Here is a 14310-nt window from a genome sequence, read left to right on the forward strand (position 1 = left end):
GCTGCCGACCTCGGCGGCGGTGCGGGGGCCGTCGGCTTCGCGCAGGAACCCGGCGATCCGGTCCAGGGTCGCGGGGGAGACGCCCTTCGGGGTCGACGCCTTCGTGTTCGACGTGCGCAGCGCGGCCATCGCCCGATCGATGTCGTGTTGCGCGACCGCTGTCTCCGCCGAACCCAGCGCGGTGCGGTAGGCGAGGTAGTGGTCGAGTTTGTCGCGCAGTGCCGCGAACGTGAACGGTTTGAGCAGGTACAGCACGATGCCGCGGGACACCGCGGTGCGGACCACCTCGAGGTCGCGGGCCGAGGTGACCGCGATGATGTCCGGGCTGGGCCGCAACGCGCTCAGTGCCGACGCGACGTCGAGGCCGCTCATGTCGGGCAGTCCGATGTCCAGCAGCACCAAGTCGATCGGTGCGCCGCTGCGTGCCGCCGCGTTCGCCGCCCTCAGTGCGGCAGCACCGGTGTGGACGGCGTCGTGTACCTCGAAATCCGCCATCCGCCCGAGGTATTCGCGGTGCGCCCCGGCGATGAGGGGTTCGTCCTCGACGATGAGAACTCGGATCACGAGCGGCCCCCGAGCGGAATCTCCACGACGATCATCGCGCCGAGAGACGGCTCGGTGCGCAGCGTGCCCCCGTGGCGGGCGACGACCTGCGCGACCAGGGCGAGCCCGAGTCCGCGCTGGGCCGATTTCGTCGAATACCCGCGCTGCATCGCCTGCGCCAGGCTGTCCGCGGACATCCCGGGCCCGCTGTCCGCGACCTCGACGATCATCGTCGAATCTTCCCTTCTGACAGTCACTTCCACCCACGGATCGTCTGCGGTGCGGGCAGCGTCGATGGCATTGTCGATCAGGTTACCGACGAGCGTGACCAGGTCGCGGGACGGCACCGACGGCACCGGCCCCAGGGCGGTGTCCTCGGTGACGGTCAGCTCGACGCCGCGCTCGGCGGCCTCGTCGACCTTGCCGAGCAACAGCGCCGCGAGCGCCGGTTCGGCCACATCGGCGGTCAGCCGGTCGATGAGGTTCTGGGACACCGCCAGCTCGCGCGTCGCGAAGTCCACCGCCTCCTCGGGTCGGCCCAGCTCGACCATCGTGATGATCGTGTGCAACCGGTTCGCCGACTCGTGGGCCTGGGCCCGCAACGACTCGGCGAACCCGCGCACCGAATCCAGCTCACCGAGCACGCCCCGCAACTCGGTGTGATCCCGCAACGTCACGACCGTGCCGATACGACGGCCCTCCCACCGCACGGCGTCGCTGCCCACCACCAGCACCCGGTCCCGGGTCAGGTGCACCTCGTCGCGCACCTCCTCCCCGGTCGCGAGGGTCCGCAGGGTCTCCGGAAGCGAGTCGAAGGGCACCGGCCCGGTGGGGGCGAGTCCCAGCAGCCGGCGGGCCTCGTCGTTGACCACGTCGACCCGCGGGGCCCGGTCGCCCGACGTGCCGAAGACCAGCAGGCCCTCACCGATGGCGTGCAGCACCGCGTCGTGATGCTCGTACATGCGCAGCAACTGGTCCGGGTTCAACCCGAGGGTCTGCCGGCGCAGCCGCCGGGCGACGAGGACGGCCCCGGCCGCGGTGACCGCCACGCCCGCGCCGACGACCCCGACGATGCCCGGCAGACCCCGCACGAAGTTGTCGGCGATGCGCTGCCGCGTCACTCCGACCGACACGAACCCGGCGAGCGTGCCGTCGCCGGCGTACACCGGGGTGATCGTGCGGATCGACGATCCCAGGCTGCCGGTGTACGTCTCGCTGTACGGCTGCCCGGCACGGGCCTGCTCGGTGTGGCCGCTGTAGGGCAACCCGATCTGATCGGGCCGTGGATGCGTCACCCGGATCCCGTCCGGGTCGACGATCACGACGAAGTCGACACCGGTGGCCTCGCGGATCTGCTCGGCGAGGGGCTGCAGCGCCGCGGTCGGATCGGGGGAGCGCAGTCCCTCGGCGACCTCGGGGACCTGCGCGGTGGTCACTGCGACGGCCGTCACGGTGTCGCGCGTCGCGTCGTCCGCATCGTGGCGTTCGTCGACGACGAACAGCACCCCCGCCACCACCGCGACCACGGTGAACACCACGAGTTGCAGGATCAGCAACTGCCCCGCCACGCTCATCGGCCGACGTGTGCCGCCAAGGTTCACCTGTCACCTCCGGTGAACACTATGTACACAAACTTCTCCGTGGCCCGTTCCACGACCACCATTCTCGTAGGTGGACGTGATACCGGTCACCTCCCGGGTGCGGAGTGGACGCTCTCCGCAGCACGACATCCCGAGTTCTCACCGGTTGCCACCGACTCCGTTTCCGTGATCGAAGGGCAACCCATGAGCAGCACCACCGTGTCCCGCCGCAAGGACCGGACCCATTGGCTGTACATCGGCGTCGTCGTCGCCGTGGTCGCCGGTGTGCTGGTCGGCTGGCAGGCACCGGACGTCGGCAAGTCGCTCGGCATCCTCGGCACCACTTTCGTCGACCTGATCAAGATGATGATCAGCCCGGTCATCTTCTGCACCATCGTGCTGGGCATCGGCTCGGTACGCGCGGCCGCCAGCGTCGGCCGGATCGGCGGCCTCGCGCTGATCTACTTCGTCGGCATGTCGACGGTCGCGCTCGGCATCGGCCTGGTCGTCGGCAACCTGCTCGACCCCGGCAGCGGCCTGACGCTCGACGAATCGACCGCCGCATCCGGCGCCGCTCTCGCCGAGAAGGCCCACGAGGCCGGCGGCACCGCCGAGTTCATCTCCTCGATCATCCCGACGTCGATGCTGTCCGCGCTCACCTCGGGCAGCGTGCTCCAGACACTGTTCGTCGCGCTGCTCGTGGGTTTCGCGATCCAGGGGATCGGCAAGTCCGGCGAACCGATCCTGCGCGGCGTCGCGCACGTGCAGAAGCTCGTGTTCCGGATCCTGACGATGATCCTGTGGCTCGCCCCGATCGGCGCGTTCGGCGCGATCGCCAACGTCGTCGCCCAGACCGGCCTGAGCGCGGTCGTCCAGCTCGGCGCGCTGATGCTCGCGTTCTACCTGACGTGCCTGGTGTTCGTGTTCGGTGTGCTCGGCACGTTGCTGCGCGCGGTCGCCGGGATCTCGGTGTTCAAGCTGGTGCGCTACCTGGCCCGCGAATACCTGCTGATCTTCGCGACGTCGTCGTCCGAGTCGGCTCTGCCGCGCCTGATCGCCAAGATGGAGCACCTGGGCGTGCAGCGCACCACCGTCGGTGTCGTCGTGCCCACCGGCTACTCGTTCAACCTGGACGGCACCGCGATCTACCTGACGATGGCCGCGCTGTTCGTCGCCGATGCGATGGGCCGCCCGCTGGCGCTGGCCGAACAGCTGTCGCTGCTGCTGTTCATGATCATCGCGTCGAAGGGTGCGGCCGGGGTGACCGGCGCCGGGCTCGCGACGCTCGCGGGCGGGCTGCAGAGCCACCGCCCCGACCTCGTCGACGGAGTGGGTCTGATCGTCGGTGTCGACCGGTTCATGTCCGAAGCGCGTGCCGTCACGAACTTCTCCGGCAACGCCATCGCGACCCTGCTCATCGGCACCTGGACCCGGACCGTCGATCGTGCCCGCGTCGACGAGGTACTCGGCGGCCGGCTGCCGTTCGACGAATCGATGCTCGGCGACGACGACGGGCATCCGGCTCCGGAGAAGGAACCGAAGCTCGAGAAGATCGACGCCTAGCCACACCGTCTCTCGTCAGCGGCCCGGACTCTTCACGGAGTCCGGGCCGCAGTGCATCATCGTCCGCCCATTGCCTGCCGAGCAGTGGAGGAGCAAGGTGGAACACAGGGAAAATACGGCGACGCTGTGTCGGCGCCGCCCTGAGGAGAAGGGTGCAGATCGTGTTTGCACGCTCGACCACAATTCATGCGCACGCCTCGTACATCGACCCCGGCATCATGCACGTACGCGAGACCGTGATGCCCGCGCTGACGGACATCGAGGGCTGTGTGGGGATGTCCCTGCTGATCGATCGCAGCTCGGGTCGGTGTATCGCGACCAGTTCGTGGCGGGACGAGGACTCGCTTCGCGCCAGCGAGGGACCGGTGCGGGCACTGCGGGACGCCGCCGCCGAGATCTTCCACGGCACCACGGAGGTGTCGCGGTGGGAGATCGCTGTGATGCATCGTGACCACCATTCCGAGCGCGGGGCCTGCTGCCGGGTCACGTGGATCAAGATCGATCCGGCCGCCATGGACCGCGGAGTGGACCTGTGGAAGATGGCCGCGCTGCCTCGGATGGAGGAACTGGAGGGCTTCTGCAGCGCCAGTCTGATGCTCGATCGTCCTGCCGGTCGCGGGGTGTCGTCGCTGACGTTCGACAGCGCCGAGGCGATGGAAAGCCACAGGGAACGTCTCGACAGCATCCGGGAGGGTGTGGTCCGCGAGGCGGGCGCCGAAGTGCTCGATTCCTGCGAGTTCGAACTGGCCATCGCGCACCTGCACGTTCCCGAGATGGCGTGAACCCGCGGGACGGCGTCCGGGATCTCGGGGCGTCGTATTGGTCCTGAAAATCGCTGTGGGAGATTGCAGTACGAATGAAGTCGATGTCATCCGAAGGGTAGTGGCCCCGTCAGGGTCGGGCCCCCGGGTCGGTGCTGAGCGCGCGCTGCCTGTTGGCGGCGTGGCGAAGCTGCAGGATCCGTAGGCCACCGGCGATCCCGACGATCGCAGCTCCGGCGATCGCCGCGAACAGCAACGCCACACCCAGCGGGAGCGAGAAGTCCCACCCGAACAGTTCGAGGGTGATGCTGTCCAGGTTCTGCAGGATGAACACCAGCAGCAACAGCAGGATGAGCACACCGGTCACGAGCGCGGTCCAGAGTGCGCCGGTGCGGGTGCGCCTGATGCCCTTACGGCGGGCGAGATCGGGATGCAGATCTGCAGCGTCCCCGCCCGTCGCGCCGGATGGAGGGCCGGGGACGACGCCGCGCCGCTGACTCGGCGTGAAGTCAGGGTTCGAATCGTCTGGGTTCCTCGAGGTGGTGGACATGCCCGTCGAGTACCCACACCCCGTTCCGGCTACCCCGGTCGCCGGCCTGTAACCCGTGGGGGCGCGCCCCCGGGGTGTGATTCCGCCATCCTCGGTGACCCGGCGGGCGTTGCCGCCCGATCCGGCGAACCTGTCCCCGGTTGTGCCGCGCGGGTCCGGTCCAGGGGCCCTGAGCTGCGACGATGCAGTCGTGCGCCCAACGATGCGAGGGCGGTTCCCCGCGAGGACAACGTTCGTCTCCGAGAGGCTCGTGTAAATTTTAGGCATACCGGTCATAACGGGAATCGATGCCGGGACGGTTGTTTCGGCGAGGAGGAAGTGTGCAGCTTGGGAAGGGGTCGAAGACCGACCTCACCGGCGACCGGTACACCGTCGCGATCACCGCGTCGGGTCCGGGCAACGCCGTCGACATCGCTGCGGTGCTCCTCGGCGCAGACGGTCGCGTCCGTGGCGACGACGACTTCGTGTTCTTCAACAACCCGGAATCCGGCGGTGTGGCCCTGGTGTCGGATGCGGTGATCTCGGTGGACCTGGCTGCGGTGCCGGCAGACGTGCATCGGGTGCTGGTCACGGCGAGCACCGAATCGCAGGGCACGACGTTCGCCGCCGTTGCGGGACTGTCCGTCGATATCGCCACGCCGGGGCAGCAGTCGACATTCGTTCCGTCCGGGTTGAGTACCGAGACGGTGTTGCAGGTGGTGGCCTTCTACCGGCGCGGCGTCGGGTGGCGGCTCGACGCGGTGGGGCAGGGCTACAGCGAAGGACTCGCGAAATTCGCGACCGAGCACGGCATCACCGTCGACGATCCCGGCCCGGACGGCTCCCCGGACGTGCAGTCACCGGCACCGGTGGCTCACGCACCGGGGCCGATCGACTTCGAGAAGGTCAGAGTGTCCCTGACGAAGGACTCGGCCGACAAGACCGCCCGCATCGATCTCCGCAAGAGCCAGGGCGACCCGAACTGGGTGCTCACCGTCGGTCTCGAATGGGACGGTCGCGGAGCCAGATATGACCGCCGCGACAACGTGAAGCGTTATGGGGAAGGCGATCTCGACGTCTACTTCTTCTGCCGGAACGAGGAGACGAACAAGTACGTCGTCATCAGCGGAGAGAACAAACATCGCGGCAGCCTCGACGAGTGGCCGTACATGCACCACTACGGTGACAGCAAGGGGCCCGGTAAGGGCAACAAGCCTGCCGCCGAACAGGTTCGGGTTCTCCCCGGCGAGAACGGGGATCTGCTGGTGAACGTCTACCAGAGTGTCGACAACGGTGCCGGCGCGATCGACACGTTCGGCCGGCCGCGGGTCGCGATCCGCTACGGCCGCATGGGTTTCGACGGCCTGCCCGGCCCGGATGCCGACGAAATCCTGGTCTACGTCGGCAACGGCCGCAATTCGTACTGGGCCACGGTGGCGCACATCGACGTTCAGGACGGTGTCCTCACCGTCGACGGCGAGACCCGCTACAGCCGGCCCGGCAGCGAACGGATGCCCGTCCTCGATGCAGCAGGTGAGTGGGTGCAGGAATCGGCAGACGGTCCGGTGGGGCGCAGCAAGAAGGCGCACCGCGGAATCGGGCTCACGAAATACACCGGACGGTGTCCCGACCCGAACCGGGGCAGCCGTCAGTTCTGACAGTGGAATCTTCCGCGCAACCGCGCGTCCACCTGCCTGCGCAACAGTGCCCGGGAGCGGGCGCTGCCTCGCAGGCGGTGACCGAAACCCCGACACAGGAGGACCGATGGGATTCTGGGATCAGCTCAAGGCGAAGACGCAGGAACTGAACGGCCAGCTGCAGGTGAAGACCGCCCAGTTCAAGAACAAGGAGTTCGCCAACGGTGCGATGGCGATGTGTGCCTTGATCGCTGCCGCGGACGGAAGCATCGACCCGTCGGAGCGGCAGAAGACAGCCGCCCTGATCATGTCGAACGAATCGCTGAAGGTGTTCGCGCCGGACGAGCTGCGTCAGAAGTTCGACTGGTACTGCGACAAGTTGCAGGGCGACTTCGACTTCGGCAAGGTCGAGGCGACCGCCACCATCGGCAAACTGAAGTCGAGGCCGGAGCAGGCTCGCGCTGTACTCCAGATCGGCATCATCATCGGCGGTGCCGACGGCAACTTCGACGACCACGAGAAGAACGCGGTCAGGGAAGCCTGCTTCGCGGTCGGGATCAGCCCGGCCGAATTCGATCTCTGATCGAGCGTTCGACCACCGGATCGCCGGATCCACAGCACACCGAGAGTCGGGCCACCGCCGGTGGCCGACTCACCGATTCTCGCGAACACGCTGGGAATCGTTACTGCACAACGAGTCCAGGAGGACCAACATGGGCGTGAGCCTGACCAAGGGTGGCAATGTCTCGCTGACCAAGGAGGCGCCCGGGCTGACTGCCGTCGCTGTCGGTCTCGGCTGGGATCTGCGCACCACGACCGGGCAGGACTTCGATCTCGACGCATCAGCGATCGCGTTGGGCGCCGACAAGAAGGTCGTCTCCGACCAGCACTTCGTGTTCTTCAACAACCTGAGGTCCCCGGACGGTGCCATCGAGCACACCGGCGACAACACCACCGGCGACGGTGACGGCGACGACGAGATCATCAAGGTCGACCTCGCCGCGGCGCCGGCGAGTATCGACTCGATCGTGTTCCCCGTCTCGATCTACGACGCGGACAACCGCAGCCAGTCGTTCGGCCAGGTCCGCAATGCCTACATTCGTGTGGTGAACCAGGCGGACAATTCCGAGCTGGCCCGTTACGACCTCTCGGAGGATGCGTCGACCGAGACCGCGATGGTGTTCGGTGAGCTGTACCGCAACGGCGCCGACTGGAAGTTCCGTGCCGTCGGTCAGGGCTACGCGTCGGGCCTGTCGGGAATCGCCCGCGACTTCGGCGTCAACGCCTGAGTCCGCCCGTAGCACTCGGTGGCGGCGTGCCGTGGTCATCGGTGCGCCGCCGCCGGGACGGCAGTTCCGCGACGGAAGGGAGGAGCGGACGATAACGTCGGAGCGACCGTACGACGAGGGGGTGTGGTGGCGGACTTCGAGCAGGACCGGGATCTGTTGATCCGGCTGTGGCGTATGTGGGCCGAGCGGGCTGCCGAGCTGACGGACGAGCAGTGGACAACCGGGACGCGTCTTCCCGGTTGGACCGTCCGAGACGTCTATGTGCACGTCACCCCGGACGTCATGATCGCGATGCTGGCGGAGCCCGCCGCCGGCGGCGACGCGAGAATCACCAGCGCGGCGGAGATGCTCCGGTTCTTCAACGCCGACCTGGCCGCGGCCGAACCGATGCATGCGCAGCTCGCCGAGATGGTCCGTCGGATCGCCGCCGACTCGGACCGCGCGACCGTCGTCGAGCGCTTCGGCTCCGAACTGCCCGATGTGTTCGGACGGCTCACCGGCCTGAATCGCGCCACCGTGATCGCGCATCCCATTCTGGAGTCGGTGTCGCTCGGTGCCTTTCTCGACATGGCGATCCTGGAATCGACGATCCACTGGCTGGACGTGGTCGACGCGGTCGGAGGTCCTGCCCCGGAGGCTGCGGCACTCGAGCGGGCGCGGGACGTGCTGGTGGGGGTGCCCGATCCGGTCGAGTTCATCGAAGCCGCGTCGGGGCGGTCGAATCGGCCGGTCCTGCCCGTGATGCAGTGAGGGCTCGACGTCGTCCGAGGTGACCACTCGCTCTGGGCGCGCCACAGCTTCCTGCCGTGCACAGGAACACCACGACCGGGAGGACTGCAATCGGCACCGGCACGACCCACCACGGCCGGTGCAACACGGCCCCCACCCGCCCGGTGACGAGATACCTCGCCCACAGCGCGTAGTACCCGGTGAGCGCGGCCAGAGCGGGCACCGACCACCACCGGACGAGTTCGCCCGCACCCGTGACCGCAGGCACGACCAGGCGCAGCGCCTGGCCTGCGTGTTGCCGTGGACGGTTCTGCTGCCGCGCTCACGGACCGACACTCCGATCTCGCGGTGCGCCGACTACGTTGGATCGCATGACCACATCTCTGCAGGACATCCCGATCAACACCCTTGCCGGCGATCCCACGTCCCTCTCCGCATTCGACGGCCACGCCCTCCTCGTCGTCAACGTGGCGTCCAAGTGCGGTCTGACCCCGCAGTACACGGCGCTCGAGCAGCTCGCGAAGGACTACGCGGACCGCGGCCTGATCGTCGTCGGCGTTCCCTGCAACCAGTTCATGGGTCAGGAACCGGGCACAGCCGAGGAGATCCAGGAGTTCTGCTCCACCACCTACGGCGTCACCTTCCCGCTGCTCGAGAAGATCGACGTCAACGGCGAGAACCGGCACCCGCTGTACGCGGAGCTGACCCGGCACGCCGACGCCGACGGCGAGGCCGGCGACATCCAGTGGAACTTCGAGAAGTTCGTCGTCGCACCGGACGGCTCGGTTGTGAACCGCTTCCGTCCGCGCACCGAGCCGGACGCACCCGAAGTCGTCGCCGCCATCGAGGCCGTGCTGCCCGTCTGACCCGAAGCCATGTTCTCGAACGAAGCGCGCAACGCGCTGTACGACATCATCCGCATGCGCCGCGACGTGCGCGCCGAGTTCGCCGGTGAAACCGTCGCCGAGGACGTGCTGTGGCGCATCCTCGCCGCGGCTCACCACGCGCCGAGCGTCGGCAACACCCAGCCCTGGGACTTCGTCGTCGTCCAGGACCGGCAGCGCCTCGAGACGTTCGCCGAGCACGTCGCAGGGTGCCGGCAGGCGTTCGCCGATTCCCTCCCGGAGGACCGCCGGGACACCTTCGATCCCATCAAGATCGAGGGGATCGTCGAATCCCGCACCGGCATCGTCGTCACCTACGACCCGGAACGGGGCGGCAAGCACATCCTGGGCCGGCACACCATCGACGAATCCGGTTTGTTCTCCGCGGTTCTCGCGATCCAGAATCTGTGGCTCGCCGCGACTGCGGAGGGGCTCGGTGTCGGCTGGGTGTCGTTCTACGACGAGCCGTTCCTCACCGAGTTCATCGGTGCCGAGGCGCCGATACGGCCGATTGCGTGGCTGTGCGTCGGACCGGTCACCCGGCTCCAGGAGGTCCCGGACCTCGAGCGGTTCGGCTGGCGCAGCGGTCGTCCCCTCACCGAGGCGGTGCACCGCGACACGTTCGGCGCCGGATCACTCGATCCGGCTGCCGACGCCTGACGCCCGACGACCGACGGCCGCCGACGCTTCCTGGCGTCGGCGGCCGTCCGTTTCGGTCCGGGGACTTCCGGGTCAGAGGTCGGTGGCGACCTTCCACGCCGTGTGCACGGCACCCTCGATGTAGTCGACCTCGCCGGCGTCACCGACGATGCGGACATCGAGTCCGGAGTCGGCGAGCCGGTCGGCCAGCGGCGCGGCGGCCGAGACGCCGGACGCGACGATCACCATGCGGGCCGGTGCCGTCATCGTTTCGCCGCCGACGGTGAACTCGACGGTCTTCGGGGTGATGCGCTGCACCGTCGCGTTGCGGTGCACGGTCAGGCCCACCTCGCGGGCGTGCTTGACCGCGGCCCAGCGGCGCGGCATCGCCATCGGAACACCGAGCTGCTGTCCTTCGGCGAGCAGCGTGACATTGCTGCCGCGCTCGGCCATGAACTCGGCGAGTTCGAGTCCGACGAGGGATCCGCCGATCACGACGACGTCCTTGGCCATCGGCAGGAACTTCAGGAAGCGGCTGCTGAGGCTGCGGATCCGCTCGGCGCTGCCGGTGATACCCGCCAGCTTGCCGAGCTTGCTCGCCACCCGCAGGTACAGCGGCTGACCGGACACGTCGCCCGAGCCGGTCATGAGGGCACGCATGCTGTCGCCGGTGTGCACGTGCGGCAGGTCTCCGCCGGGAATCGCGGGCCGTTCACGCACGGCACCGGTCGCGACGATCACCACGTCCGGGTCGAGTGCGCGGATGCTCTCGGGGGTGGCCTCGGTGCCGAGCCGCACCTCGATTCCCAGGCGCTCGATCTCGGCGGCGAGCCACCGGAGCAGGCGCCCGTTGTCGGGGGTGGTCAGCGAGGAGAACCACAGGGTGCCGCCGAGCCGGTCGGTCTTTTCGAGGACGGTGACCCGGTGACCGCGTTCGGTGGCGACGCGGGCGGCCTCGAGCCCACCGGGACCGGCACCGACGACGACGACACGCTTGGATTCGGCGCCGCGCACGAACGGCACCAGACCCTCGTTGCCGAGCGCCGGGTTGACTGCGCAGATCGGGGTGCCGTCCCAGAAGTTCTCCTGCACGCATACGTAGCAGTTGATGCACGGACGGATCTGCTCGACGCGTCCGGTCTTCAGCTTGTCGACGAGTTCGGGGTCGGCCAGCAACTGGCGGCCCATGGCGACGAAGTCGGTGTTGCCCTCGGCGATCATCTTCTCGCCGACCTCGGGGAGCATGCGGCCGACGGTGATGACGGGGATCGACACCGCGCGCTTGATGACCGCGGCGTTCTCGGTGTAGTAGCCGATCCTGTTGGGCAGCGGGCCGTCGGTGAAGTTGGCGAAGGCGTTCAGGGCGGTACCCGAGACGTGGATGGCGTCCGCGCCCGCTTCCTCGAACATCTTTGCGGCACGGGCGGATTCCTCGACGGTCAATCCGTCGGTCTCGCCGTATTCCTGACCGGCCAGACGAACGATGACGGCGAGGCTGTCGCCGACCTCTTCCTTGACCGCGCGGATCACCTCGATCGACAGGCGGGCCCGATTCTCCAGCGATCCGCCGTATTCGTCGTCGCGCTGGTTCGAGTAGCGGCTCAGGAATGCGCCGAGCACGTAGTTGTGGGCGCAGTGGATCTCGACAGCGTCACCACCGGCCTTCTTCACCCGGCCGGCGGCCTCGGCGAACATGCGGATGAGCCACTCGAGGTCGTCCTTGGTGGCCTCGTGGTAGGTCGCCTGCTTGCCGCCCTGGATGGCGGCCATCCTCGTGAGTTCCTCGGGGGTGTTGTCGGCGAACGCGCTCATGTCGCTCGGTGGCTTCGGCATGCTCGGCACCAGCTGCGGCCGGTCGTCGAGGGTGTCGATGCGCGCGACCTTGCCGTGGTGGGTCATCTGGACGCACAGTTTGCTGCCGGTCTCGTGGATCGCATCGGCGAGTGCCTTCAGGCCGGGAATGAACCGGTCCTCGGACAGGCCCGGTTCCTTCGTGCTCGCGCAGCCGACGGGGTAGGCCACCGCGCAGCATCCGGTGATGATCAGGCCGGTGCCGCCGGCGGCGCGGGCGACGAAATGGTCGATGTCCTCCTGCTCGATCTCGCCGTCCTCGCTCAGGTTCATGTCCATTGCGGGGAGCACCACCCGGTTACTCAACGTGATGGGCCCGATGGTGCCGGGGGAGAGCAGCTTGGGGTACGTCATTTCGCGCGTCGTCACGATCCGACGCTAGTCCCGGCCGTGACCGTCACGGGCGCGGGGTCTTGATGACCGGGACGCCGCGTCTCCGGCGGGTGCGATCACGCGTCCGCGCGGTGGAGCTCGCCGTGAGCAGCACGGGTGTGACGAACCGCTCGATGTAAGCGGCCTCGTCCTCGGGCCCGGCCTCGGGCATCACGACGAGACCGATGATCGTGCGTGTCAGCCAGCGGGCGGTGTCGGCGAGCCGCGCCCGGTCGGGCTCGGCCTCTGTGTGGCGAGCGAGGAACGTCTCCAGCGCTGCCGCGACCGCCGTGTGCGAGACCGCCGTCTTGGCGGGCAGTCCCGCGTCCGGCTCGAACCACGGTCCCAGTGCCGGATCGTCCCGGATGGCACGGATCGCCGCGGTGACGGCCCGGGTCGTCCGATCGGCCGCGGCGTCGACGGATGCGGTCTCGTCCATGATGTCGCGAAGGATCCGCTCCGTGGTGGTGCGGATGTATGCGCTCGAAAGATCGTTGCGCGTAGGGAAATAGCGGTACAGCGTCGCCCGTGAGCAGCCGGCGGCCGCGGCGATGTCGGCCATGGTGACTTTGTCCACGCCGCGCTCGGTGAACAGGTGCTCCGCGACCTCGAGCAGCCGTGCCTCGGCCGCTCGTGTGCGTTCGTCGTCGTTCCAGTTCCTGGGCATGTCAGTGGTTCATCCGCATCGGAACGACGGTCGGTCGCCGCACGTAGTTGCCTTCGGCGTATTCGATTCCGGCGGCATCGACCTCGAAGTGCGGGAATGTCGACAGCAGTTCCTCGAGCGCCACCCGCGCCTGCATGCGTGCCGCGGCAGCGCCGAGGCAGTGGTGGTGGCCCCTGCTGAAGGTGAGGATCCTCTGCGGCGCCCGATGGATGTCGAGTGCGGCCGCGTCGGGGCCCCAGCGGCGCTCGTCGCGGTTGGCCGAGCCGTACAGCAGCAGCACTTTCCGTCCGCGGGGCACGACGGTCCCGTCGATCACGACGTCCGTGCCGGTGGTGCGTGCCAGCCCCTGCACCGGTGAGGTCAACCGCAGGAACTCCTCGATCGCGTCGGGCAGCAGTTCGGGTCGTTCGACGAGTTCCCGCCGCTGGTCGGGGTGAGAACTCAGCAGTTCCGCCGCGCCCCCGAGCAGACCGGTGGTGGTGTCGTTGCCACCGGCGACCATCGTGAACGCGAACGCCAGGATCGACAGCAACCCGCCCGGTTCGGCGGGATCGTCGGCGACGCCCGCGGCCACCAGATGCGAGACCGTGTCGTCGCCGGGGGCCGATTTCCGGTACTCGATCAATCCGGTGAAGTACGCCATCATCTCGGTCACGGCGTCGGCGGCGACCGGCAGCGCCGCAGCCATGCCGCCGCCGGGATTCGCTCCGACGATCGATTCGGTCCAGCGGTCGAACTGCACACGGTCGCTGTCCGGAACGCCCAGGTAGTGGGCCACCACCATCGACGGCAGCGGTTTGAACAGGTGACCGACGATGTCGATCTCCCGGCCCGGCTCGAGTTCCGCCAGCCGCTGCCGCACGAATGCCCGGACCTCGGGTTCGACCTCCCGAACCTGCCGGGGGGTGAAGCCGCGGGAGACCAGTGTGCGGAACCGGGTGTGAGCGGGTGGATCGAGCATCACCATCGGCGGGTTGTCCTGCATGCCGATCGCTTCGAGTTCTCCGTAGGTCACCGTCAGGCCGCCACCCGAGACGAAGTTCGTGGCGTCGGTCGCGGCCTGCGCGACATGGTCGTACCGGCTGAGCACGTAGTAGTCGGACGTCGGATCGCCGGTGGGTTCGACGTGGTGCACGGGATCCTCGTCGCGCAGCCGTCGATAGGCGGTGAACGGATCGCGCCAGGTATCGGCGGAGCGGAGAACGAAACCCCCCGCGTCCTGAGACATTGTCTCGTTCATGTCTTATGAATAGGACATCGACCGTC

General features: G+C 68.2%; 14 protein-coding genes. 8 read left to right on the forward strand and 6 right to left on the reverse strand.

The window, feature by feature from the left end:
* Together A8G15_RS23605 and A8G15_RS23610 are read right to left on the reverse strand one after the other, a co-directional pair.
* The coding region (locus A8G15_RS23605; RefSeq protein WP_068165276.1) for a response regulator at window positions 1–564 on the reverse strand (564 nt) is incomplete at its 3' end.
* Window positions 561–2117, reverse strand: a complete 1557-nt coding sequence (locus A8G15_RS23610) for a sensor histidine kinase (protein ID WP_068165277.1) — start codon at window positions 2115–2117, stop codon at window positions 561–563. The genes A8G15_RS23605 and A8G15_RS23610, both read right to left, overlap by 4 nt.
* Window positions 2118–2327: 210 nt before the next feature.
* Between A8G15_RS23610 and A8G15_RS23615 the strand changes: the two genes are divergently transcribed.
* Entirely contained in the window at window positions 2328–3686 is a 1359-nt protein-coding gene (locus A8G15_RS23615; RefSeq protein ID WP_068165278.1) for a cation:dicarboxylate symporter family transporter, read from the forward strand.
* 152 nt (window positions 3687–3838) lie between these two features.
* Window positions 3839–4468, forward strand: coding sequence for a hypothetical protein (locus tag A8G15_RS23620; protein ID WP_068165279.1), 630 nt, complete (start codon window positions 3839–3841; stop codon window positions 4466–4468).
* 109 nt (window positions 4469–4577) lie between these two features.
* On the opposite strand, the gene A8G15_RS23625 is transcribed toward A8G15_RS23620, so the two are convergent.
* Window positions 4578–4997, reverse strand: coding sequence for a lipopolysaccharide assembly protein LapA domain-containing protein (locus tag A8G15_RS23625; RefSeq protein ID WP_068165280.1), 420 nt, complete (start codon window positions 4995–4997; stop codon window positions 4578–4580).
* A gap of 320 nt (window positions 4998–5317) precedes the next feature.
* Between A8G15_RS23625 and A8G15_RS23630 the strand changes: the two genes are divergently transcribed.
* From A8G15_RS23630 to bluB, 6 genes are all read left to right on the forward strand, one after another.
* Window positions 5318–6634 (forward strand): TerD family protein, encoded by a 1317-nt coding sequence (locus A8G15_RS23630; protein WP_245687971.1) that lies wholly within the window; start codon window positions 5318–5320, stop codon window positions 6632–6634.
* 106 nt (window positions 6635–6740) lie between these two features.
* Window positions 6741–7196 carry a tellurite resistance TerB family protein gene (locus tag A8G15_RS23635; RefSeq protein WP_068165282.1) on the forward strand — a complete coding sequence of 152 codons (456 nt, stop codon included), beginning with the start codon at window positions 6741–6743 and terminating at the stop codon, window positions 7194–7196.
* A 130-nt stretch (window positions 7197–7326) separates the two neighbouring features.
* Window positions 7327–7902, forward strand: a complete 576-nt coding sequence (locus A8G15_RS23640) for a TerD family protein (protein WP_068165283.1) — start codon at window positions 7327–7329, stop codon at window positions 7900–7902.
* A 126-nt stretch (window positions 7903–8028) separates the two neighbouring features.
* Window positions 8029–8652, forward strand: coding sequence for a maleylpyruvate isomerase N-terminal domain-containing protein (locus tag A8G15_RS23645; protein WP_245687972.1), 624 nt, complete (start codon window positions 8029–8031; stop codon window positions 8650–8652).
* A gap of 350 nt (window positions 8653–9002) precedes the next feature.
* A complete protein-coding gene (locus A8G15_RS23650; protein ID WP_068165285.1) occupies window positions 9003–9497 on the forward strand; it encodes a glutathione peroxidase in 495 nt (164 codons plus the stop codon).
* Between the two features lie 9 nt (window positions 9498–9506).
* Window positions 9507–10175 (forward strand): 5,6-dimethylbenzimidazole synthase, encoded by a 669-nt coding sequence (bluB, locus tag A8G15_RS23655; RefSeq protein ID WP_068165286.1) that lies wholly within the window; start codon window positions 9507–9509, stop codon window positions 10173–10175.
* Window positions 10176–10247: 72 nt separating this feature from the next.
* On the opposite strand, the gene A8G15_RS23660 is transcribed toward bluB, so the two are convergent.
* The 3 genes from A8G15_RS23660 to A8G15_RS23670 are packed head-to-tail and all read right to left on the reverse strand — an operon-like array spanning window position 10248 to window position 14284.
* On the reverse strand, window positions 10248–12359 hold the full coding sequence (locus A8G15_RS23660; protein WP_068165287.1) for an oxidoreductase: 2112 nt from the start codon (window positions 12357–12359) through the stop codon (window positions 10248–10250).
* Between the two features lie 43 nt (window positions 12360–12402).
* Window positions 12403–13044 carry a TetR/AcrR family transcriptional regulator gene (locus tag A8G15_RS23665; protein ID WP_068165288.1) on the reverse strand — a complete coding sequence of 214 codons (642 nt, stop codon included), beginning with the start codon at window positions 13042–13044 and terminating at the stop codon, window positions 12403–12405.
* Window position 13045: 1 nt separating this feature from the next.
* Complete coding sequence (locus A8G15_RS23670) at window positions 13046–14284, reverse strand: cytochrome P450 (protein ID WP_281180752.1); 1239 nt, start codon at window positions 14282–14284, stop codon at window positions 13046–13048.
* Between the last annotated feature and the right edge of the window lie 26 nt (window positions 14285–14310).

Source organism: Rhodococcus phenolicus (assembly GCF_001646785.1).
In the GTDB taxonomy this organism is placed as follows: Bacteria; Actinomycetota; Actinomycetes; order Mycobacteriales; family Mycobacteriaceae; genus Rhodococcus; species Rhodococcus phenolicus.

Bases quoted from the DNA above. Each gene is read 5' to 3' on its own strand.
- A8G15_RS23610 (WP_068165277.1), bottom strand. From the start codon at position 2,117: ATGAGCGTGGCGGGGCAGTTGCTGATCCTGCAACTCGTGGTGTTCACC.
- A8G15_RS23615 (WP_068165278.1), top strand. From the start codon at position 2,328: ATGAGCAGCACCACCGTGTCCCGCCGCAAGGACCGGACCCATTGGCTG.
- A8G15_RS23625 (WP_068165280.1), bottom strand. From the start codon at position 4,997: ATGTCCACCACCTCGAGGAACCCAGACGATTCGAACCCTGACTTCACG.
- A8G15_RS23635 (WP_068165282.1), top strand. From the start codon at position 6,741: ATGGGATTCTGGGATCAGCTCAAGGCGAAGACGCAGGAACTGAACGGC.
- A8G15_RS23640 (WP_068165283.1), top strand. From the start codon at position 7,327: ATGGGCGTGAGCCTGACCAAGGGTGGCAATGTCTCGCTGACCAAGGAG.
- A8G15_RS23650 (WP_068165285.1), top strand. From the start codon at position 9,003: ATGACCACATCTCTGCAGGACATCCCGATCAACACCCTTGCCGGCGAT.
- bluB (WP_068165286.1), top strand. From the start codon at position 9,507: ATGTTCTCGAACGAAGCGCGCAACGCGCTGTACGACATCATCCGCATG.
- A8G15_RS23660 (WP_068165287.1), bottom strand. From the start codon at position 12,359: ATGACGTACCCCAAGCTGCTCTCCCCCGGCACCATCGGGCCCATCACG.
- A8G15_RS23665 (WP_068165288.1), bottom strand. From the start codon at position 13,044: ATGCCCAGGAACTGGAACGACGACGAACGCACACGAGCGGCCGAGGCA.
- A8G15_RS23670 (WP_281180752.1), bottom strand. From the start codon at position 14,284: ATGAACGAGACAATGTCTCAGGACGCGGGGGGTTTCGTTCTCCGCTCC.